Consider the following 22,422-nt stretch of genomic DNA (forward strand, 5'->3'; position numbering starts at 1 on the left):
CAGGAGACAGCCATGGCCGGACTCGACAAGAACACCCCGACACCGCAGGACATCACGGTGCACAGCCAGTCGCGTGTGCTCCAGGTGAGCTTCTCTGACGGCAGCGACTTCCGCATCCCTTTCGAGCTGATGCGGGTGTATTCGCCATCGGCCGAGGTGCAGGGCCACGGCCCGGGGCAGGAGGTGCTGCAGACCGGAAAACGCGAGGTCGGCATTCTGGCGCTGGAGGCTGTGGGCAACTACGCGGTGCAGCCGACCTTCAGCGACGGGCATGACAGCGGCATCTTTTCCTGGGACTACCTGTACTTTCTCGGTGTGAAGCAGGACGAGTTGTGGGCCGACTACCAGGAGCGCCTCTTGAAAGCGGGGGTTGACCGCGACGCTGCCATGCCGGAAAAACCAGGCTCGGCCTGCGGCAGCCACTCTCACTAGGACAGCACCATGGCCTCCACCCATTTCGGATTCAAGACGGTCGACGAGCAGGACAAAGCGAAACACGTGCGCAGCGTGTTCGATTCCGTCGCGTCCAAGTACGACGTGATGAACGATCTCATGTCGGCAGGCCTGCATCGCGTTTGGAAGCGATACACGATCACGGTGGCGAATCCCCAGCCCGGCGATCAGGTGCTCGACATCGCCGGCGGAACGGGTGATCTGTCGCTGGCCTTCGCCAAGAAGGTCGGGCCCTCGGGGCGTGTGGTGCACACCGACATCAACGAAGCGATGCTCAGCGAGGGGCGCAACCGCCTGCTGGACCTCGGCGTGGTATTGCCCACCATGGTGTGTGATGCCGAAAAGTTGCCATTCGCCAGCGGGTCGTTTGACATCATCACGGTGGCTTTCGGCCTGCGCAACATGACCAACAAAGACCACGCGCTGGGCGAAATGCTGCGTTGCCTCAAACCTGGGGGCAAGTTGCTGGTGCTGGAGTTCTCCCGGGTGGCCAAGCCGCTTGAAAAAGTCTACGACTGGTACTCGTTCAACATCCTTCCCAAGCTGGGCAAGCTGGTGGCCAACGACGAGCACAGCTACCGCTACCTCGCCGAGTCCATCCGCATGCATCCAGGGCAAGAGGAACTGAGGCAGTTGATGAAGGCCGTGGGCTTTGGTCACGTGGATGTGCACAACCTCAGCGCCGGTGTGGTGGCGCTGCATGTGGGCATCAAGTGTTGAGCACAACAAGATTCAAGGGGCAAGGGCAATGAGCAGGTGGTGGTCGTTGGTGCTGGTGGGCTTGATGATGGTGCTGGGCTCGTCGCAGGCGGTGACCAAACGCCTGGGCAGTGGCACGTCGGTGGGCCAACAGTCGGGTCAGGTGACACACCCCTCCGCTGCCCAGGCACCCGTGTCGCCAGCCGTGTCCCCGGCAGCTCCGGCTGTGGCGGGTCCCGCTGCCACCGTCGCTTCTCGACGACCCTGGGGGACGGTGTTGGGCGGTGTGGCCGCCGGGTTGGGTCTGGTCTGGCTGGCGTCTTCGCTGGGTCTGGGCGAGGGGTTTGCTCAGGTGCTTCTCTGGGGGGCGCTGGTGCTGTTGGCGGTGACGCTGTTCCGCACATTGGCTCGCCGCAGCACCCCCGCGCTGGCCACAACGGGCGCGTATGCCTCCTCCTCAGAGGGTGGTGACCCGGTTCCCGTGCCACGGGGCTACAGCCCGAAAAACGTGGGCAACGACGCTTCGGCCCGCCCTTGGGAAAACCAGGCCGTGTCGCCGGTCGACGGCACGAAGACCGGCGCAGCGCTGGCGGACGCCACGCCATGGGGGGTGCCGGAGGGCTTTGACACCGCCGGGTTCCTGCAGGCGTCCAAGGCGAATTTTGTCAGTCTGCAGGACGCCTGGGACCGGGCCGACATCCCCAATTTGCGCGCCATGATGACCGACGGCATGCTTGCCGAGATCCGCAGTCAACTGGTCGAACGGGAGCACGCCGGCGCCGGCGACAACAAGACCGAGGTGGTGATGCTGGAGGCACGGCTCCTGGGCATCGAAGAACTGGCGAGCGACTACATGGCCAGTGTCGAGTTCTCCGGCCTGATTCGCGAAGACATGTCGTCTGGGCCCAACCCGTTTCGCGAGGTGTGGAACATCACCCGGCCCAAGTCGAACGCCGGTGGCTGGCTGGTGGCGGGCGTTCAAGCCCTGCAATGAGGCGGTGCGGCGCCGGTGTCGCAGCCGGTGGTTCGGTCCCGATTCCCGGAGCCGCGGGCGTTATCCCTCAAAATCGGAGCAACCATGAAAAATGAATCCCCCGTTTCTCCGCCCGGGTCCAGCGCCACGTCTCCGCTGGGTTTTTTGCAGTCCCTGCTGGGCAGCGTCCGCCCCCCTGAATGGGTGGTGGACGAGGTGCAAAACCGCGTTGTCCTGTTTCTGAACCATGTGCTGATGCAGGAGCCGCAGGCACAGCAGCGGCTCAAGCGCCAGAAGGGGAAGCCGGTCAAGGTGCAGTGGGGCGACTTTCATCTGACGCTCGCGGCCACGGCCGCCGGTCTGCTGGAGCGCCCCTCGGGGGCCGCACAGCCTGAGCTGAATGTCACCCTGACCCAGTCCTCGCCTTTTGACATGGCCCAACGGGTGTTGTCGGGCGACAAGCCGGGCGTGGACATTCAGGGTGACGTGCAACTGGCCGCCGAAGTGGCGTGGCTGGTCGACAACGTGCGCTGGGACGTGGAGGAAGACCTCTCGCGTTTTCTCGGTGATGCGGCGGCGCACACCCTGGTTCGTTTCGCGCGCAGTGCGGCCTCGGCGGTCAAGGGATTTGCCGGGCGCCGGCCTGCTGCGGACGCTCCTGGGCACGGTGACGGACACGCGGCATGAGTCGCCTGTTTCGCGGCGTCTTTATCGTCTGGGTGGTGTTTCGTTATGGGCTGGACGAGCTGGTGCTCTCCAGCTTCCAGCGGCCGGCGCTGCGGCTGATCACGCGCATCGTTTCCATTGGCCGCAACCTGGACGCACCGCGTGGCGAGCGGTTGCGCGAGGCACTCGAGCGGCTCGGGCCCATCTTCGTGAAGTTCGGCCAGGTGCTGTCCACCCGGCGCGACCTGTTGCCGCCCGACATCGCCGACGAGCTGGCCCGCCTGCAAGACCGGGTGCCGCCGTTCCCCAGCGCGGTGGCGGTGGCGACCATCGAACGCGCCTTCGGCAAACCGCTGGACGCGGTGTTTACCCACTTCGAGCAGGTGCCGGTGGCCAGCGCTTCCATCGCCCAGGTGCACTTTGCCACCTTGCGCGACGGCCGCCATGGCGGGCGTGAGGTGGCGGTGAAGGTGCTGCGGCCTCACATGGGCCCGGTGATCGACAAGGACATTGGCCTCATGCGCATGATGGCCGGTTGGGTTGAAAAGCTCTCTTCGGACGGGAAGCGCCTGAAACCGCTGGAGGTGGTGGCGGAGTTCGACAAATACCTGCACGATGAGCTCGACCTGCTGCGTGAGGCGGCCAACGCCGCCCAGTTGCGCCGCAACATGGCCGGGCTGGACCTGGTGTTGATCCCGGAAATGTTCTGGGACTATTGCCACACCGAAGTGATGGTGATGGAGCGCATGCACGGCCTGCCCATCAACCGGGTGGACGAGTTGCGTCAACAAGGGGTCGACATCCCCAAGCTGGCACGCGACGGTGTCACCATCTTTTTCACCCAGGTGTTCCGGGACGGCTTTTTCCACGCCGACATGCACCCGGGCAACATCCAGGTCAGCGTCGATCCGGCCACCTTCGGGCGCTACATCTCGCTGGATTTCGGCATCGTTGGCACGCTGACCGAGTTCGACAAGGAATACCTGGCGCAGAACTTCACCGCCTTTTTCCGGCGCGACTACAAGCGCGTGGCCGAGCTGCACATCGAGAGCGGCTGGGTGCCGGCGGACACGCGGGTGGACGAACTCGAGTCGGCGATCCGTGCGGTTTGCGAGCCGTATTTTGATCGGCCGTTGAAGGAAATCTCGCTCGGCATGGTGCTCATGCGCTTGTTCCAGACCTCGCGCCGCTTCCACGTGGAAATCCAGCCTCAATTGGTGCTGCTACAGAAAACACTGCTCAACATCGAAGGACTGGGGCGAGAACTGGACCCGGAACTGGATCTCTGGAACACCGCCAAGCCCTTTCTAGAGAAGTGGATGCTGGAGCAAATCGGTCCCAAAAAGCTGCTGGAACAGCTGAAGGCCGAGGCCCCGCAGTACGCCAAGCTGATCCCCGCCTTGCCCCGCCTGATGCACGATTTTTTGCAGCACAAGCCACACGAGCTGCGCCAGGAGCTGGATGCACTGCTCATCGAGCAGCGCCGCACCAACCGGCTGCTGCAAGGCATTGTCTGGGGGGGCGTGGGGTTCCTTCTGGGGTTGCTCCTGATGCAAGTGCTGGTGCGCGTGCGCATCTGGTGAAGACACGGGGTTCCCGGCCATTGCGTTCAGAGGGGCAGGGCTCAATTTATAATGTCAGGTTTTGTTCGACCGCCTGACAGACAGCGTCTGTCGGGCCCGGCCCGGTTCGGCCTGCATTGACAGACACCGGGCGCATTGCCGGCCCATTTTCCGGCTCACCTACAGGTTCCGCCATGCCGATTTATGCCTACAAGTGCGCGTCCTGCGGCCATGCCAAGGACGTGTTGCAGAAGATGTCCGACGACCCGTTGACCGTTTGTCCGGCCTGCGGTCAGTCCAGTTTCCAGAAACAACTTACCGCTGCAGGCTTCCAGCTCAAGGGCTCGGGCTGGTACGTGACCGATTTCCGTGGTGGCAACACGGGCGCGCCCGCGCCCGCAGTGGCGGGTGGTGAAGCCGCGGGCGGCACCGACGGTGCAGCGGCAGCTCCCGCCGCCACGTCAGCCGCTGCGCCTGCGGTTGCCGCGCCGGCAGCGGCCCCGGCCACCAGCACGCCACCCCCGACATCGTCCACCTGAGCGCGCCCCGCATGCTGTCTTTGCGCAAATGGCTGCTCGCTGGCCTGCTGGTTCTGGTGCCCCTGATCATCACCTTGTGGGTGCTGGACTGGGTGGTGGGCACGCTCGACCAGACGCTGCACATCCTGCCGCAAACCTGGCAGCCCGACCAGTTGTTTGGGGTCCACATTCCTGGTCTGGGTGTGATCTTTGCGCTGGTGGTGGTGTTGTCCATCGGTGCCCTGGCGTCCAACATCATCGGCAACCGCCTGATCAACTGGTGGCACGCGCTGCTGCACCGCATTCCGGTGGTGCGCTCCATCTACTCGGGCGTGAAGCAGATTTCCGACACGCTGTTTTCCGAGAAGGGCAATGCCTTTCGCAAGGCCTTGCTGGTGCAGTGGCCGCACGCCGGCATGTGGACCATCGGATTTCAGACCGGTGCTCCCAATGGCGAAGTGCTTGCGCACCTGCAGGCCCAGCCAGGCAGCGCCAGCGATCACGATGAGTTCCTGAGCGTGTTTGTGCCCACCACGCCCAACCCCACGGGTGGCTATTTCGTGGTGGTGCGCAGGAGCGAATGCCTGGAGCTGCAGATGAGCGTGGATGAAGCGCTGACCTACATTGTTTCCATGGGTGTGATCGCGCCCGGTGCGCCGAAAACCTTGCCTCCCAAAGTGATGGCGCCCGGCACCGCCTCGACCCCGACCTGATGACCCCGCCGTGTCACACGGCGAACCTGCTGAAAGAAGAATTGATATGGCCATGCGCTCCCACTATTGCGGTCTGGTGACCGAAGCCCTGCTGGGCCAAACCGTGCAACTCTGTGGCTGGGTCAACCGCCGCCGTGACCACGGTGGCGTGATCTTCATCGACCTGCGCGACCGCGAAGGCTACGTACAGGTGGTCTGCGACCCCGACCGCGCCGAGATGTTCAAGACCGCCGAAGACGTGCGCAACGAGTTCTGCGTGCAGGTCACCGGCCTGGTGCGCGCGCGCCCCGAGGGCACGACCAACGACAAGCTCAAGAGCGGCCAGATCGAAATCTTGTGCCATGAGCTCAAGGTGCTCAACGCGTCGGTCACGCCACCGTTCCAACTGGACGACGACAACCTGAGCGAGACGACTCGCCTCACGCACCGCGTGCTCGACCTGCGTCGCCCCTACATGCAGAACAACCTGATGCTGCGCTACCGCGTGGCGATGGAAGTGCGCAAGTTTCTGGACGCCAATGGCTTCATCGACATCGAAACGCCGATGCTGACCAAGAGCACGCCCGAAGGTGCGCGCGACTACCTCGTGCCCAGCCGCGTGCACGACGGTCACTTCTTTGCGCTGCCGCAGTCGCCCCAGCTGTTCAAGCAGTTGCTGATGGTGGCGGGCTTCGACCGCTACTACCAGATCACCAAGTGCTTCCGCGACGAAGACCTGCGCGCCGACCGCCAGCCCGAGTTCACACAGATCGATATCGAAACCTCGTTCCTGACCGAGGAAGACATCCGCGACATGTTCCAGGGCATGATCAAGACGGTGTTCCAGAACACCCTGGGCGTGGATCTGGGCGAGTTCCCCATCATGGCCTACAGCGAAGCCATGTTTCGCTTCGGCTCCGACAAGCCCGACCTGCGCGTCAAGCTCGAATTCACCGAACTGACCGACGTGATGGCCGACGTGGACTTCAAGGTCTTCAGCGCGCCCGCCACCATGAAGAACGGCCGTGTGGTCGCCCTGTGCGTGCGCGGTGGTGCCGAGATCAGCCGCAGCGAGATCGACGCCTACACCGAGTTCGTCAAGATCTACGGCGCCAAGGGCCTGGCCTGGATCAAGGTCAACGAAGTGGCCAAGGGCAAAGACGGTCTGCAGTCGCCCATCGTCAAGAACCTGCACGACAAAGCCATTGCCGAGATCCTCAAGCGCACCGGCGCGCAAGACGGCGACATCATCTTCTTCGGCGCCGACAAGGAAAAGATCGTCAACGACGCCATCGGCGCGCTGCGCCTGAAGATCGGCCACAGCGAACTGGGCAAGAAAAACGGCCTGTTCGAAGCCCGTTGGGCGCCGATGTGGGTGGTGGACTTCCCCATGTTCGAACACGACGAAGAAGCCGACCGCTGGACCGCCGTGCACCACCCCTTCACCGCGCCGAAAGACGGCCACGAAGACTGGATGGTCACCGCGCCCGAGAAGTGCATCGCCAAGGGCTACGACATGGTGCTCAACGGCTGGGAGATCGGTGGTGGCTCGGTCCGTATTCACACCGCGGCGGTGCAGCAGAAGGTGTTTGACGCGCTGAAGATCACGCCCGAAGAAGCGCAAGTCAAATTTGGCTTCCTGCTGGACGCGCTGCAATACGGCGCGCCGCCGCACGGTGGCCTGGCTTTCGGTCTGGACCGCATCGTCACGCTGATGACCGGCGCCGACTCGATCCGCGACGTGATCGCCTTCCCCAAGACCCAACGCGCTCAGTGTCTGCTGACGCAGGCGCCCAGCCTTGTCGACGAGAAGCAGCTGCGCGAACTGCACATCCGCCTGCGCAACACGGACCTGGCCAAGACGGCCTGATCGCCGACGGATTCAAAATGCAAGGGCGCTGATTCAGCGCCCTTTTTCTTTGCCTGGACCTGCCCGATGACACCGATCCGGCCTCACAAGATCCCGCAATCCGTGTTGGTGGTGATCCACACCTCGGCGCTGGAGGTGTTGCTGATCGAGCGCTCCGATGCCCCGGGGTTCTGGCAGTCTGTGACTGGCTCCAAGGACCATGTGAACGAGTCCTTCGAGGTCACAGCGGTTCGGGAGGTTTTCGAGGAAACGGGCCTGGATGCCCACGCGCCGCACCATGTGTTGCGCGACTGGGCGCTGGAGAATGTCTACGACATCTATCCCCAATGGCGGCATCGCTATGCGCCAGGGGTCGCACAGAACACCGAGCACCTCTTTGGTCTTTGTGTGCCGCAGGCGTTGCCCGTGCAGCTGAACCCGAGGGAACACCGTGAACAGGTGTGGTTGCCATGGACCGCAGCGGCCGACCGGTGTTTTTCGCCTTCCAATGCCGAAGCCATTCTGAATCTGCCCTTTTTTGGTGCACCACATCCCATGAAAGACGTGAGATTTTGACCTTTGGCGGTTGCTGATGGGTGGAATATTGTGTCCTTTCGCTGCGACGCCTGCGCTTCAAAACTGTGCGACAAGTTACGAAAAAGGTGTAGATATGCTGGGTTCGTCTCGAAAAATGGCAATAGAACCTTAAGGCTTTGGTACCCTCGACGGGATTGAGCCTAGGTAACAAATGAGGGTGTCTGGAAACATCCGATTACATTTTTGCGCACCAGCATGAACACGTCATACAAATCGATCTGGAACGAAACCCTCGGCACTTATGTGGCTGCAGCTGAGACATCCACCTCCAGTGGTCGAAAGGTGTCGTCTGCACGCAAGTCACGAAGGGCGCCATTGCGGGCCCATTCGAGCCAGATCGCTTTGGAGCAACGCATCGTTTTCGATGCCGCCATGCCTGCCACCATGATCGACACCCAGACAGACAAGGCGCCGGGCGATACCGCCTTGCTGGAAGACCTGGACCGACTGGAGGCAGACGATGCACAGGCGGACGAGCCTGTGGCAGAGGTTGAGGCTCCCGAGCCCGCTGCATCGCCTGCGTCCACCGTGGTGGTTGCTACCCCTTCTGCTGACGAAGAGGAGGGCGGTGCAGCGCCAGTGGCGGGGGCGGATGACGTGGCGGATGCCGACGTTGCAGAGGAAGAGACGGTTGAGGTTGTGGCTTCACCAGACGAAGCCGATTCGCCCGAAACAGCCGAAGCGCCTGAGCTGGACCCTGCCGAAACCGATGCAGCGACCACCGAGGCTTTGGCGGCGGAGGCATCCGAAGAACGTGTCGAGATCATCTTTGTAGACGCCGTGGTGGCGGACATCGCCGATGACCTGAGCTGGCACTCCGGTGAGGTCTATGTGCTGGACGCCAACCGTGATGGCGTCGAGCAGATGGCTGAAATCCTGAACGGCCGCACAGGGATCGATGCGATTCACATCCTCAGCCACGGCACCCCGGGTCGCCTGGAGTTGGGCAACACGACACTGGATGCGACCTCCATGGCCGGCGACCACGCCGACGAGCTGGCCGCCATCCGCGCCGCGTTGTCTGACGATGCCGACCTGCTGCTGTACGGGTGCGACGTGTCGTCCACCGATGCCGGCGTGGCCTTTGTCGAGGCGCTGTCCGAAGCCACGGGCGCCGATGTCGCTGCGTCCAACGACGACACCGGCGCAGAGGCGCTGGGCGGTGACTGGGTGCTGGAGACGCAGGTGGGCGGCACCATCGAGACCGCTGTGATCACGGTCTCCCAGATGGCGGGCCTGCTCACCACGGCGGTCATCAACGGCGCCGGCGCTGTCCTGGGCGTCCAGGGCATGACCATCTACAGCATCGACCTCACCACCGGCAAGGCCACGCCGCTGACCACGGTCCCAGCCACCGTCGGTGGCATTGCACTCGCCGCCGCCGACGGCCTGAACTCGTTGGCCGTGGATCAGGCCAACGGGCTGATCTACTACATGTCCAACACGGCGAACGCCGCCAACACGGCGCTGTTCGCCTACAACTTCATCACCAACACCCACGTCCTGATCGACGCCAACCTCACCGACAACGGCGTGCAGGTGGGTGCCACTGGCGTGGGCAGCGGCGCGGCCACGTTTGCCAACGGGCTCCTGTACATCGGCATCGAGAACAACAGTGGTGGTGATGGGTTCGGCACCGTCACGGACGACTCGATTTACCGGTTGACCATGTCTGCGAACGGTCTTTCGGTGGTGTCAGGTGCGTCCCTGGTGCTGAACATCACCAACAACGACTGGGGTGACCTGGCCTATGACTCGGCCACCAACACCTTGCAAAGTTCGACGCTGAACGCGGCCCAGACGGCCGTGAACATGACACGCTACACCCTGAACACGGGCGGAACGGCGGTCACCGCAACCAACACCGTCGCGGTGGCCACCACCGCTTCCCAAGGTGCTCAGAGTCAGGTGGGTGGAACGTACCTGCTCAGCACCACGGTGCAGCAATACAACCCGGTCACCGGCGCCTTGATCGACTCTCCGGTGGCGATCACCACCAACGGCACCACGGCGCTGGCTAGTTCGTTGAGCGACGCGGCCAGCTGGACGCCGCCCACCGCCACGCTGGGCGACCGGGTGTTCACCGACACCAATGCCAACGGCACGTTTGACGGTACCGACACTGGCATTGCCGGCGTGACCGTGAGGTTGGTCGACGACGTCAACAACAACGGCATCGCGGATGTCGGTGAACGCGAGCTGGCGATCGACACCACGAACGCCAACGGCGAATACATGTTCACGGGCGTGTTGCCCGGCAACTACATCGTGCAAGTCACGGACACGGGTGGCGTGTTGGGCGGCGGGCGTGTCTACACCACGGCGGGCGGTGCCACCAATGCCAATGGCGACATCACGCTGATCGGGGCCACCAATCTGAACCTCGACTTCGGGTTGAACAACCGACCACCCCTGAACGTGGTTCCTGGCGCACAAACCATTGCCGAAGACACCACACTGACCATCACCGGCGTGTCGGCCAACGATCCCGACGGCAATCTGAGCACCACCCAGCTGACGGTGACCAACGGCACGCTCAATGTGAACCTGGCCGGTGGCGCCACCATCTCTTCGGGAGGGAACGGCACGGGCTCGCTCACCCTCTCGGGCACCGCTGCCCAGATCAACGCTGCACTGGCTTCGATCAATTACCTGCCGACCTCCAACTACTTTGGCCCGGCGGTGTTGACCGTCCGATCGACCGACGTGGCGGGGCTCCAGGACACCGACACCGTCAACATCACGGTCTCGGCCGTCAATGATCCCCCGGTGGATGGCAACGAGACCAACACGGTCATCGAAGACACGACACTGACCGTGGCCAATGGCGCGGCGGGCGACTTGCTGAACAACGTGACCGATGTGGATGGCGGCACGCCGACCATCACACAGTTCACGGTCAACGGCAATACGCTGACGGCCGGTCAGACCGCGACCATCGCGGGCGTGGGCACTCTCACGGTCAATGTCAACGGCAGCTACGTCTTTGTGCCCGTGCTGAACTACGCCGGTGCGATCCCTGTGACCACCTACACCGTGTCCGACGGTGCCGGCGGGACCGACACCTCCACGCTGACGCTGGTGATCACGCCGGTGAACGATGCGCCGGTGGCGATCAATGACAGCATCACGGTGACCGAAGACACGCCGTTCACTTCGGTGGTCGATTTGGATGCCAACGACATCGACATGGACGGCGACGCCCTGACGGTGGTGCCGGGCAGCTTCACGACAGTGCAAGGAGGCACCATCGTGATGGCAGTGGATGGCAGCTACACCTACACACCACCGGCCAATTACTCAGGCACCGACAGCGTGGGCTACACGGTGACCGATGGCACGGCCTCGGACACGGGCATTCTGAACATCACCGTTGTCCCCGACTTCGACAGTGACGGCGTCAACGACGACGACGACATCGACGACGACGACGACGGCATCATCGATTCGGTGGAGGCAGGGACCCCCCTTGTCGCCATGGTGTCTCCCACCACGGTGCAGGCCGACGTGCTGGAAAACGCGCCATTCAGCCACACCTTTCCGCTCGACCCGGCAGGCGCGGCCACCCTCCCGGATGGGGGTGTCACCGTCACCGTGTTGTCAGGGGACGTGGGAGGAGGTAATCAGTGGCAGGGATATCAACCTCCGATCACCTCGATGACGGTCGAAATGTATGGCACCTCCGTGACCATGCCGACGCAGTACCTGGACTTGATCGGCTCGATTCCGCGCGTGATCGAGATCGACTACGGCGCGACGGCCGACAGCCTCGATACCGCTGATCACGAGTACCACTTCGTGATTGGCATCGCCGGACTGGCCCAAGAGTTCGGCGGAACGGCGTTCACCACCATCACGTCCAGCACCAACCTCACCGTCCTGGCCAACGCAGACGTCTTTGGATCCAACCAGTATTCCCTGCTCGATGGCGTGGAATCCACCACGCCGGGCATGACGGGCACCGTCGTCAGCTCCAATCTGTCCACCGTGGCCAACGGCTACACCTTTTACGAGATCGCCGGGGACATCTCCAGCTTCACACTGACCTACACCGGTAACGACCCACACGGTCTGATTTTCGGGGTGGTCACCGTGCCTTTGGGCACTTCGCGGGACATCGACGCGGATGATGATGGCATCACCGACAACGTCGAGGCACAAACCACGGCGGGATACATCGCTCCCTCGGGCACCGACAGCGACAGCAACGGGCTGGATGACATTTACGAAAGCGCACCGGGTGCTGGCGAGGGATTGACCCCGGTCGACACCGACGGTGACACCGCGGATGACTATCTCGACGCCGACAGCGACGCCGACGGCACGGCGGATGTGGCCGAGCGTGGAGACGGTGGCCCGACCTCTGTCACCAGCACCACCGATACAGACGGTGATGGCCTGTTCGACACATTTGAAGGGAGCGATGTCAACGATGGCGTCGACACCAACGACGAAAACCTGACGGGCACCACCTTCAATCTGGACGGTGTTCCTGCGTTGGCGGCCGATGGCTCCAATGCGGTTCCGTTGACGACCGACTTGTTGTTCAGGGATGTCAACGACGCACCGGTGGACGGCAACGAGACCAACACGGTACAGGAAGACACGCTGTTGACGGTGACCGATGGTTCGCCGCAAGACCTGCTGGCCAACGCCACCGACGTGGACGGCAACCCGCTGACGATCACGGACTTCACGGTGAACGGCAACACGCTGACGGCGGGCCAGACCGCGACCATCGTGGGTGTGGGCGACCTGACGATCAACGCCAACGGCTCGTACAGCTTTGCGCCGGCCACCAACTACACCGGCGCGATTCCGGTGGCCAGCTACACGGTGAGCGACGGCCAGGGCGGCACCGACACCTCCACGCTCACGCTGACGATGGCGCCCGTCAACGACGCCCCGGTGGACGGCGATGAGAGCAACACGGTCACAGAAGACATCACACTGACGGTGGTCGATGGTGCGGCAGGACCGCAGGGCGACCTGCTCAACAACTACAGCGACATCGAAGGCGGCACGCCGACGATCACGGACTTCACGGTGAACGGCAACACGCTGACGGCAGGCCAGACCGCGACCATCGTGGGTGTGGGCAACCTGACGATCAACGCCAACGGCTCGTACAGCTTTGCGCCGACCACCAACTACACCGGTGCGATTCCGGTGGCGACCTACACGGTGAGCGACGGTGCTGGAGGCACAGACACCTCCACGCTGACACTGACCATGGTTCCAGACAACGACCCGCCAGTGCTGGACCTGGATGGCGACGACTCCAGCGGTGCATTGGGTGGGGGCACGACCTTGGGCTCCAACCTGGTGGTGAATGGCGACTTCGCGGCTGGAAATTCCGGCTTTTCGTCCGTTTACACGACCGGCGGCGGATCCTTCGTCTTGTTTAACGAAGGGCAGTATTTCATTGGCGATGCCAGTGTGAACTGGATGCCCAACGGGTCCGACCTGGTGACTGCAGATCCGTTTGGCAGCACGACAGGTCAGATGATGTACATCAATGGCTCACCCACGGCAGGGGATGTCTATTGGTCGCAAACGCTGACGGTGGAGCCCAACACCGACTACGAGTTTTCCGTGTGGGCCACCAATGTGAACGACTGGGCAGGTCCGACCGGCGATGGGTCCGCAGACCCGCAATTTGAATTGCGCATTGACGGCGTCGTGGTCGCTTCCGGGCAGCTGTCTTACCTCACGGCCGGTGTGTGGGAGCAGTTTTCAGGCACCTGGAATTCGGGCGCAGCCACCAGCGTGACGCTGGCCATGTCCACAGCCTCGGGTGCTGGGGATGGCAATGATCTCGCAGTGACGGGTTTTGCACTCAACGAGGTGGTGGTCAGCTCCAACCCGAACTATGTGACCACCTTCACGGAAAACGGCCCGGCGGTCGCCATTGCCGATCTGGACTCATCTGTCACAGACGTGGACGATACCCACATTGAGTCGGCCACGGTGGTCCTGACAAACGCACAGACGGGTGATGTGCTGTCGGTGGGCGGCAGCTTGCCAGCAGGTATTGCGGCCAGCATCGACACCAGTGTTCCCGGGCAAATCACTGTGACGTTGACCGGCTCTGCAACGCTGGCGCAGTATGAGACTGCGCTCGAAGCGCTGCGCTTCGAAAACACCTCTGACACACCCGATGTGACAGATCGAATGGTCGAGGTCGTCGTCAACGACGGTACATTCAATTCAAACACCGCAACCACCACCATCCATGTGGTTCCGGTCAACGATGCGCCAGTGGACGGCAACGAGACCAACACGGTCACGGAAGACATCACGCTGACGGTGGCCGACGGTGCGGCAGGACCGCAGGGCGACCTGCTCAACAACTACAGCGACATCGAAGGCGGCACGCCGACGATCACGGACTTCACGGTCAACGGCAACACACTGACGGCGGGCCAGACCGCGACCATCGTGGGCGTGGGCAACCTGACGATCAACGCCAACGGCAGCTACAGCTTTGCGCCGGCCACCAACTACACCGGTGCCATTCCGGTGGCCAGCTACACGGTGAGCGACGGCCAGGGCGGCACCGACACCTCCACGCTCACGCTGACGATGGCACCCGTCAACGATGCGCCAGTGGACGGCAACGAGACCAACACGGTCACGGAAGACACCACCCTGACGGTGGTCGACGGTGCGGCCGGCCCGCAGGGTGACCTGCTCAACAACTACAGCGACATCGAAGGCAACCCGCCGACGATCACGGACTTCACGGTGAATGGCAACACGCTGACGGCGGGCCAGACCGCGACCATCGTGGGTGTGGGCAACCTGACGATCAACGCCAACGGCTCGTACAGCTTTGCGCCGGTAGTCAACTACACCGGTGCCATTCCGGTGGCCACCTACACGGTGAGCGACGGCCAGGGCGGCACCGACACCTCCGCGCTCACGTTGACCATGGCACCCGTCAACGACGCACCGGTGGACGGCAACGAGACCAACACGGTCACGGAAGACATCACGCTGACGGTGGCCGACGGCGCCCCAGGCGCACAAGGCGACCTGCTGAACAACTACAGCGACATCGAAGGCAACCCGCCGACGATCACGGACTTTACGGTCGACGGCAACACGCTGACAGCCGGCCAGACCGCGAGCATCGCGGGCGTGGGCAACCTGACGATCAACGCCAACGGCTCGTACAGCTTTGCGCCGGCAACCAACTACACCGGTGCCATTCCGGTGGCCAGCTACACGGTCAGTGACGGGCAGGGCGGCACGGACACCTCCACGCTCACGTTGAGCATGGCGCCCGTGAATGACGCGCCAGTGGACGGCAACGAGACCAACACGGTCACGGAAGACATCACGCTGACGGTGGTCGATGGTTCGCCGCAAGACCTGCTGGCCAACGCCACGGACATTGACGGCAACCCGCTGACGATCACAGACTTCACGGTGAATGGCAACACGCTGACGGCGGGCCAGACCGCGACCATCGCGGGTGTTGGCGCGCTCACGATCAACGCCAACGGTTCGTACAACTTTGCGCCGGCCACCGACTACACCGGTGCCATTCCCGTGGTCACCTACACGGTGAGCGATGGCGCTGGCGGTACCGACACTTCCACGCTCACGCTGACGATGGCGCCGGCGAACGATCCACCCGATGCGGTTGACGACACGCAAGCCGCCGTCGCAGAAACGCCAACCGCATTGACATTGCTGGCCAACGACTCTGATGTGGATGGTGACTCACCACTGACGGTGACAACAGCCACACTGGCCAACCCCGCCCTGGGCACACTGAACAACGTGGGCGGCGTGTGGACCTTCACCTCGGCCCCGGGCGTGAGTGGCCCGGTGGTGATCAACTACACGATCAGCGATCCCACAGGTGCCACAGACAGCGCAACGCACACGGTCAACGTGGCGAACCAGCCACCGGTGCTGACCGATCCGGACCCGACACCGGGCACGCCAAGCATCGACCCGGGCGACCCGAACAACCTCTTGGTTCCGGCGGTGGACAACGTGCCGGTGTCGGTGGACCTGGACAGCTACTTCACGGACCCGAACACGGGCGACGTGCTGACGTTCACACCCGATCTGACGGGTCAACCAGCCTGGGTGACCTACGACCCGGTGACCCATGTGCTGGGCGGCACGCCGCCGGTGGACAACGCGGGCACACCCGTGGTGGTGCCCGTGACGGTGAACGACGGCCAAGGTGGAACCTTCACAGGCACGATCACGATCACGCCGGTGAACCCCGGGCCGGACGCGGTGAACGACACGCAAGCCGCTGCCGCAGAAACGCCAACCGCATTGACGCTGCTGGGCAATGACACGGACCCCGATGGGGATCCGCTGACGGTGACGACGGCCACGCTGGCCAATCCGGCCCTGGGCACACTGAACAACGTGGGTGGTGTGTGGACCTTCACCTCGGCCCCCGGGGTGAGTGGCACGGTGGTGATCAACTACACCATCGTGGACCAGGACGGCGCCACAGACAGCGCAACACACACGGTCAACGTGGCGAACCAACCACCAGTGCTGATCGATCCGGACCCAACACCGGGCACGCCAAGCATTGATCCGGGCAACCCGAACAACCTGCTGGTACCTGCGGTGGACAACGTGCCGGTGTCGGTGGACCTGGACAGCTACTTCACGGACCCGAACACGGGCGACGTGCTGACGTTCACCCCCGATCTGAGCGCTGCGCCAGCCTGGGTGACCTACAACCCGGTGACCCACGTGCTGGGCGGCACACCCCCAGTGGACAACGCCGGCCCGGTGAGCATTCCCGTGACGGTGGACGACGGCAACGGTGGCAGCTTCACCGGCACGATCACGATCACCCCGGTGAACCCTGGACCGGACGCGGTGAACGACACGCAAGCCGCTGCCGCAGAAACACCAACTGCATTGACGCTGCTGGGCAATGACACGGACCCCGATGGGGATCCGCTGACGGTGACGACGGCCACACTGGCCAACCCGGCGCTGGGCACGCTGAGCAACGTCGGAGGTGTGTGGACCTTCACCTCGGCCCCCGGGGTGAGTGGCACGGTGGTGATCAACTACACCATCGTGGACCAGGACGGCGCCACAGACAGCGCAACACACACGATCACCGTGGCGAACCAACCACCAGTGCTGATCGATCCGGACCCAACACCGGGCACCCCGAGCATCGATCCAGGCGACCCGAACAACCTCTTGGTGCCGGCCGTGGACAACGTGCCGGTGGCCGTGGACCTGGACAGCTACTTCACGGACCCGAACACGGGTGATGTGTTGAGCTTCACACCGGACCTGACGGGTCAACCGGCCTGGGTGACCTACAACCCGGTGACCCACGTGCTGGGCGGCACGCCGCCGGTGGACAACGCCGGTCCGGTGAGCATTCCCGTGACGGTGAACGATGGCCAAGGTGGCAGCTTCACGGGCACGATCACGATCACACCGGTGAACCCCGGACCGGACGCGGTGACCGACACGCAGGCGGTGGCGCCAGAAGTGGCCACGGCGGTGACGCTGCTCGCGAACGACACGGACCCCGATGGGGACCCACTGACGGTGACAACGGCCACGCTGGCCAACCCCGCGCTGGGCACGTTGAACAACGTGGGTGGTGTGTGGACCTTCACCTCGGCCCCGGGCGTGAGTGGCCCGGTGGTGATCAACTACAGCATCGTGGACCAGGACGGCGCCACGGACAGCGCAACACACACGGTCAACGTGGCGAACCAACCACCGGTGCTGACCGATCCGGACCCAACACCGGGCACGCCGAGCATTGATCCAGGCGACCCGAACAACCTCTTGGTTCCAGCGGTGGACAACGTGCCGGTGTCGGTGGACCTGGACAGCTACTTCACGGACCCGAACACGGGCGACGTGCTGACGTTCACACCCGATCTGAGCGCTGCGCCAGCCTGGGTGACCTACGACCCGGTGACCCATGTGCTGGGCGGCACGCCGCCCGTGGACAACGCGGGCACACCTGTGGTGGTGCCGGTGACCGTGAACGACGGCCAAGGTGGCACCTTCACCGGCACGATCACGATCACGCCGGTGAACCCTGGACCGGACGCGGTGAACGACACGCAGGCGGTGGCCCCGGAAGTGGCCACGGCGGTGACGCTGCTCGCGAACGACACGGACCCCGATGGGGACCCGCTGACGGTGACAACGGCCACGCTGGCCAACCCCGCCCTGGGCACGCTGAACAACGTGGGCGGTGTGTGGACCTTCACCTCGGCCCCGGGTGTCTCCGGACCGGTGGTGATCAACTACAGCATCGTGGACCAGGACGGCGCCACAGACAGCGCAACGCACACGGTCACCGTGGCGAACCAGCCACCAGTGCTGACCGATCCGGACCCCACACCGGGCACGCCAAGCATCGACCCGGGCGACCCGAACAACCTCTTGGTGCCGGCCGTGGACAACGTGCCGGTGGCCGTGGACCTGGACAGCTACTTCACGGACCCGAACACGGGCGACGTGCTGAGCTTCACACCGGACCTGACGGGTCAACCGGCCTGGGTGACCTACGACCCGGTGACCCACGTGCTGGGCGGCACGCCGCCGGTGGACAACGCCGGTCCGGTGAGCATCCCCGTGACGGTGAACGACGGGCAAGGTGGCACCTTCACGGGCACGATCACGATCACGCCGGTGAACCCCGGGCCGGACGCGGTGAACGACACGCAAGCCGCTGCCGCAGAAACACCAACTGCATTGACGCTGCTGGGCAATGACACGGACCCCGATGGGGACCCACTGACGGTGACGACGGCCACGCTGGCCAACCCGGCCCTCGGCACGTTGAACAACGTGGGTGGCGTCTGGACCTTCACCTCAGCACCCGGGGTCTCCGGACCGGTGGTGATCAACTACACCATCGTGGACCAGGACGGCGCCACAGACAGCGCAACGCACACGGTCAACGTGGCGAACCAACCACCAGTGCTGATCGATCCGGACCCAACACCGGGCACCCCGAGCATCGATCCAGGCGACCCGAACAACCTCTTGGTTCCAGCGGTGGACAACGTGCCGGTGGCCGTGGACCTGGACAGCTACTTCACGGACCCGAACACGGGCGACGTGCTGAGCTTCACGCCAGACCTGACCGGTCAACCAGCCTGGGTGACCTACGACCCGGTGACCCACGTGCTGGGCGGCACCCCCCCGGTGGACAACGCCGGTCCGGTGAGCATTCCCGTGACGGTGAACGATGGCCAAGGTGGCAGCTTCACGGGCACGATCACGATCACGCCGGTGAACCCCGGGCCGGATGCGGTGAACGACACGCAGGCGGTGGCCTCGGAAGTGGCCACGGCGGTGACGCTGCTCGCGAACGACACGGACCCCGATGGGGACCCACTGACGGTGACGACGGCCACGCTGGCCAACCCGGCCCTGGGCACACTGAACAACGTGGGTGGTGTGTGGACCTTCACCTCGGCCCCGGGCGTGAGTGGACCGGTGGTGATCAACTACAGCATCGTGGACCAGGACGGCGCCACGGACAGCGCGACGCACACCTTGGATGTGACCAACCTGCCACCGATCCTGATCGATCCGGACCCAACGCCAGGCACGCCAAGCATCGATCCGGGCGACCCGAACAACCTCCTGGTGCCGGCGGTGGACAACGTGCCGGTGGCCGTGGACCTGGACAGCTACTTCACGGACCCGAACACGGGCGACGTGCTGAGCTTCACACCCGATCTGACCGGTCAACCGGCCTGGGTGACGTACGACCCGGTGACCCACGTGCTGGGCGGCACACCCCCAGTGGACAACGCCGGCCCGGTGAGCATTCCCGTGACGGTGGACGACGGCAACGGTGGCAGCTTCACCGGCACGATCACGATCACCCCGGTGAACCCCGGGCCGGTGGCGACGGACAACGTGGAGACGACCACGCAGGATGTGCCCGTGAGCGGGAACCTGATCACGGACAACACCGGAGACGGTGTGGACAGCGACGTCGACGGCGACCCGTTGACGGTCAGCGGCTTCACGGTGGGGGGTGTGCCTGGCGTGGTGGGCACGCCGCAGAACATCACCAACGTGGGCACGCTCACGGTCAACGCCGACGGCAGCTACACCTTCGATCCGCTGCCCACCTTTGTGGGTTCGGTGCCTGCGATGGTGTACACGCTAAGCGACGGTGATGGCGCAACCGACACGGCCACCCTGAGCCTCACGGTGGAGCCCTTGAGCGAGACACCCTCGCTGGTGGGCGACAGCGCGACGACGCCCGAAGACACGCCGGTGACCATCGACGTGCTGAACAACGACGCCCCGGGCAGCGAAGGACCGCTGACCATCACGGAGATCAACGGCCAGCCGATCGCGGTGGGCACGCCCGTGGTGCTGAACGATCCGATCACCGGTCTGCCGGTGGGCGAGGTGAGCCTGAACAACGGCGGCACGCCGGGCGACCCGACCGACGACGTGCTGGTGTTCACGCCAGAGCCGGGCTTCAACGGCCCGGTGGACTTCACCTACACGGTGCAAGACCGGCTGGGCAACGAGCTGCAAGCGCCCGTGACGGTGGAGGTGACCCCGGTCAACGAACCCCCCGTGGCCACGGACGATGCCACGGTCACCCCGCTGAACACGCCCGTGAGCATTGACGTGCTCAGCAACGACAGCGACCCCGATGCCGATCCACTGACGGTCACCGAGGTGCAAGGCCAGCCGATCACCGAAGGTGGTGCGCCGGTGCCCGTGCCCAACGGCACGGTGTCGCTGGTGGGCGGCGAGCTGGTGTTCACCCCGACGACGGGTTACACCGGCCCGGCGGCGTTCGACTACACGGTGGAAGACCCGTCGGGCGCCACGGCCACGGCCACGGTGACGGTCACCGTCGGCCAGACCAACCTGGCGCCGGTGGCACAAGCCGACACCAACGCGACCACCGAAGAGGCGCCGCTGAATGTGCTGGCGGCCAACGGTGTGATCCAGAGCACCGGCACCCCCGGTGGTGTGGACAGCGACCCCAATGGCGACAGCCTGTCGGTGAGCGCGGTCGATGGTGTGGCAGGCGACGTGGGCCAGCCGGTGCTGGGCACCCACGGCACGCTGGTGCTCAACGCCGACGGCAGCTACAGCTACACCCCGACGGCAGCGGCACAGGCGCTGGCCGATGGTGAAGTGGTGACGGACGTGTTCTCGTACACCGTGACCGACCCGAGCGGCCAGACGGCCACCACGACCCTGACCATCACGCTCACGGGCGTGAACGACGCGCCGGTGGCGGAAGACAACAGCGCCATCACGGCGCCCGACACGACGGTGAGCGGCAACCTGCTGACCGACGACGGCAACGGTACCACCGCGGGTGGTGTGGACAGCGACCCCGATGGCGACCCATTGACCGTCACGGGTTTCACGGTCAACGGCGTGCCGGGCGTGCTGGGCACACCGGTGAACATTCCCTTCGTGGGCGAGCTCACGATCAGTGGCGACGGCAGCTACAGCTTCGACCCGGTGCCCGGGTTCGAGGGCGCGATCCCACCGGTGATCTACACCATCAGCGACGGTGAAGGTGGCAGTGACTCGGCGGCGCTGAACATCCTGGTGGATGCGGCCAACGATCCGCCGGTGGCGCAGGACGACAACGTGCGGGGTCTGGAAGACCAGCCTGTGACCTTCAACCCGCTGACCAACGACAGCGATCCGGAAGGCCAGCCGCTGACGATCACGGAGATCAACGGCAGCCCGATCGTGACGGGAACGCCGGTGGTGATCAACGATCCGAACGGAACGCCGGTGGGCACCCTGGTGCTCAACCCGAACGGCACGCTCACGTTCACACCGAATCCGAACTACAACACCACGACACCGATCCCGGTGGACTACACCATCGCCGACCCGGACGGCCTGACCTCCACGGCCACGATCCACATCCTGATCGACCCGGTCAACGATGCGCCGGTGGCGACGGACAACGTGGAGACGACCACGCAAGACGTGCCGGTGAGCGGGAACCTGATCACGGACAACACCGGAGACGGTGTGGACAGCGACGTCGACGGCGACACGTTGACAGTGAGCGGCTTCACGGTGGGCGGTTTGATCGGGGTGCCGGGCACACCGCTCAACATCCCCAACGTGGGCACGCTCACGGTCAATGCCAACGGCAGCTACACCTTTGACCCGGTGTCCACCTTTGTGGGTGCGGTGCCAGCGGTGGTGTACACCTTGAGCGACGGCAACGGCGGGACCGACACGGCCACGCTGAACATCACGGTGCAAGCGGGCACACCGGTGCCCCCGCCGGCGCCCGCGCCCCAGCCGGCGCCGCCACCGGCGCCCGCGCCTGCGCCTGCACCCGCTCCCGTGCCACTTCCGGAAGATCCGTCCCCACCGCGTGAGGGCACACCGGTCCCGGTCACTCCGCCAC

The 22,422-nt window shown here is 64.4% G+C and carries 10 protein-coding genes and 1 pseudogene; all 11 read left to right on the forward strand.

The features are described from left to right. The first annotated feature begins 12 nt into the window (after positions 1-12). Complete coding sequence (locus B0E41_RS03015; protein WP_077328680.1) at positions 13-432, forward strand: DUF971 domain-containing protein; 420 nt, start codon at positions 13-15, stop codon at positions 430-432. 9 nt (positions 433-441) lie between these two features. Further along, positions 442-1,173: a bifunctional demethylmenaquinone methyltransferase/2-methoxy-6-polyprenyl-1,4-benzoquinol methylase UbiE gene (gene ubiE, locus B0E41_RS03020; RefSeq protein WP_077328682.1), complete on the forward strand. Its 732-nt coding sequence runs from the start codon at positions 442-444 to the stop codon at positions 1,171-1,173. A 28-nt stretch (positions 1,174-1,201) separates the two neighbouring features. Continuing rightward, entirely contained in the window at positions 1,202-2,146 is a 945-nt protein-coding gene (locus B0E41_RS03025; protein ID WP_077328684.1) for a Tim44-like domain-containing protein, read from the forward strand. Positions 2,147-2,230: 84 nt separating this feature from the next. Further along, entirely contained in the window at positions 2,231-2,812 is a 582-nt protein-coding gene (locus B0E41_RS03030; RefSeq protein ID WP_077328685.1) for a hypothetical protein, read from the forward strand. Further along, positions 2,809-4,374 (forward strand): ubiquinone biosynthesis regulatory protein kinase UbiB, encoded by a 1,566-nt coding sequence (gene ubiB / locus B0E41_RS03035; protein WP_077328687.1) that lies wholly within the window; start codon positions 2,809-2,811, stop codon positions 4,372-4,374. Before B0E41_RS03030 ends, ubiB begins: the two co-directional genes overlap by 4 nt. A 173-nt stretch (positions 4,375-4,547) precedes the next feature. Beyond that, positions 4,548-4,892, forward strand: coding sequence for an FmdB family zinc ribbon protein (locus B0E41_RS03040; RefSeq protein ID WP_077328689.1), 345 nt, complete (start codon positions 4,548-4,550; stop codon positions 4,890-4,892). An 11-nt stretch (positions 4,893-4,903) separates the two neighbouring features. After that, a complete protein-coding gene (locus tag B0E41_RS03045; protein WP_077328691.1) occupies positions 4,904-5,584 on the forward strand; it encodes a DUF502 domain-containing protein in 681 nt (226 codons plus the stop codon). A 46-nt stretch (positions 5,585-5,630) separates the two neighbouring features. Continuing rightward, positions 5,631-7,433, forward strand: coding sequence for an aspartate--tRNA ligase (gene aspS / locus B0E41_RS03050; RefSeq protein ID WP_077328693.1), 1,803 nt, complete (start codon positions 5,631-5,633; stop codon positions 7,431-7,433). A 66-nt stretch (positions 7,434-7,499) separates the two neighbouring features. Then, on the forward strand, positions 7,500-7,988 hold the full coding sequence (gene nudB / locus B0E41_RS03055; RefSeq protein ID WP_077328695.1) for a dihydroneopterin triphosphate diphosphatase: 489 nt from the start codon (positions 7,500-7,502) through the stop codon (positions 7,986-7,988). Between the two features lie 216 nt (positions 7,989-8,204). Beyond that, positions 8,205-8,321: pseudogene (locus B0E41_RS27795) on the forward strand (ESPR-type extended signal peptide-containing protein); the annotation flags it as partial. 60 nt (positions 8,322-8,381) lie between these two features. Beyond that, positions 8,382-22,422: tandem-95 repeat protein (locus B0E41_RS26425; RefSeq protein WP_253194572.1), on the forward strand; the 14,041-nt coding region annotated here is incomplete at its 3' end.

Origin of the sequence: Hydrogenophaga sp. A37 (assembly GCF_002001205.1) — a bacterium.
Lineage (GTDB): Bacteria > Pseudomonadota > Gammaproteobacteria > Burkholderiales > Burkholderiaceae_C > Hydrogenophaga.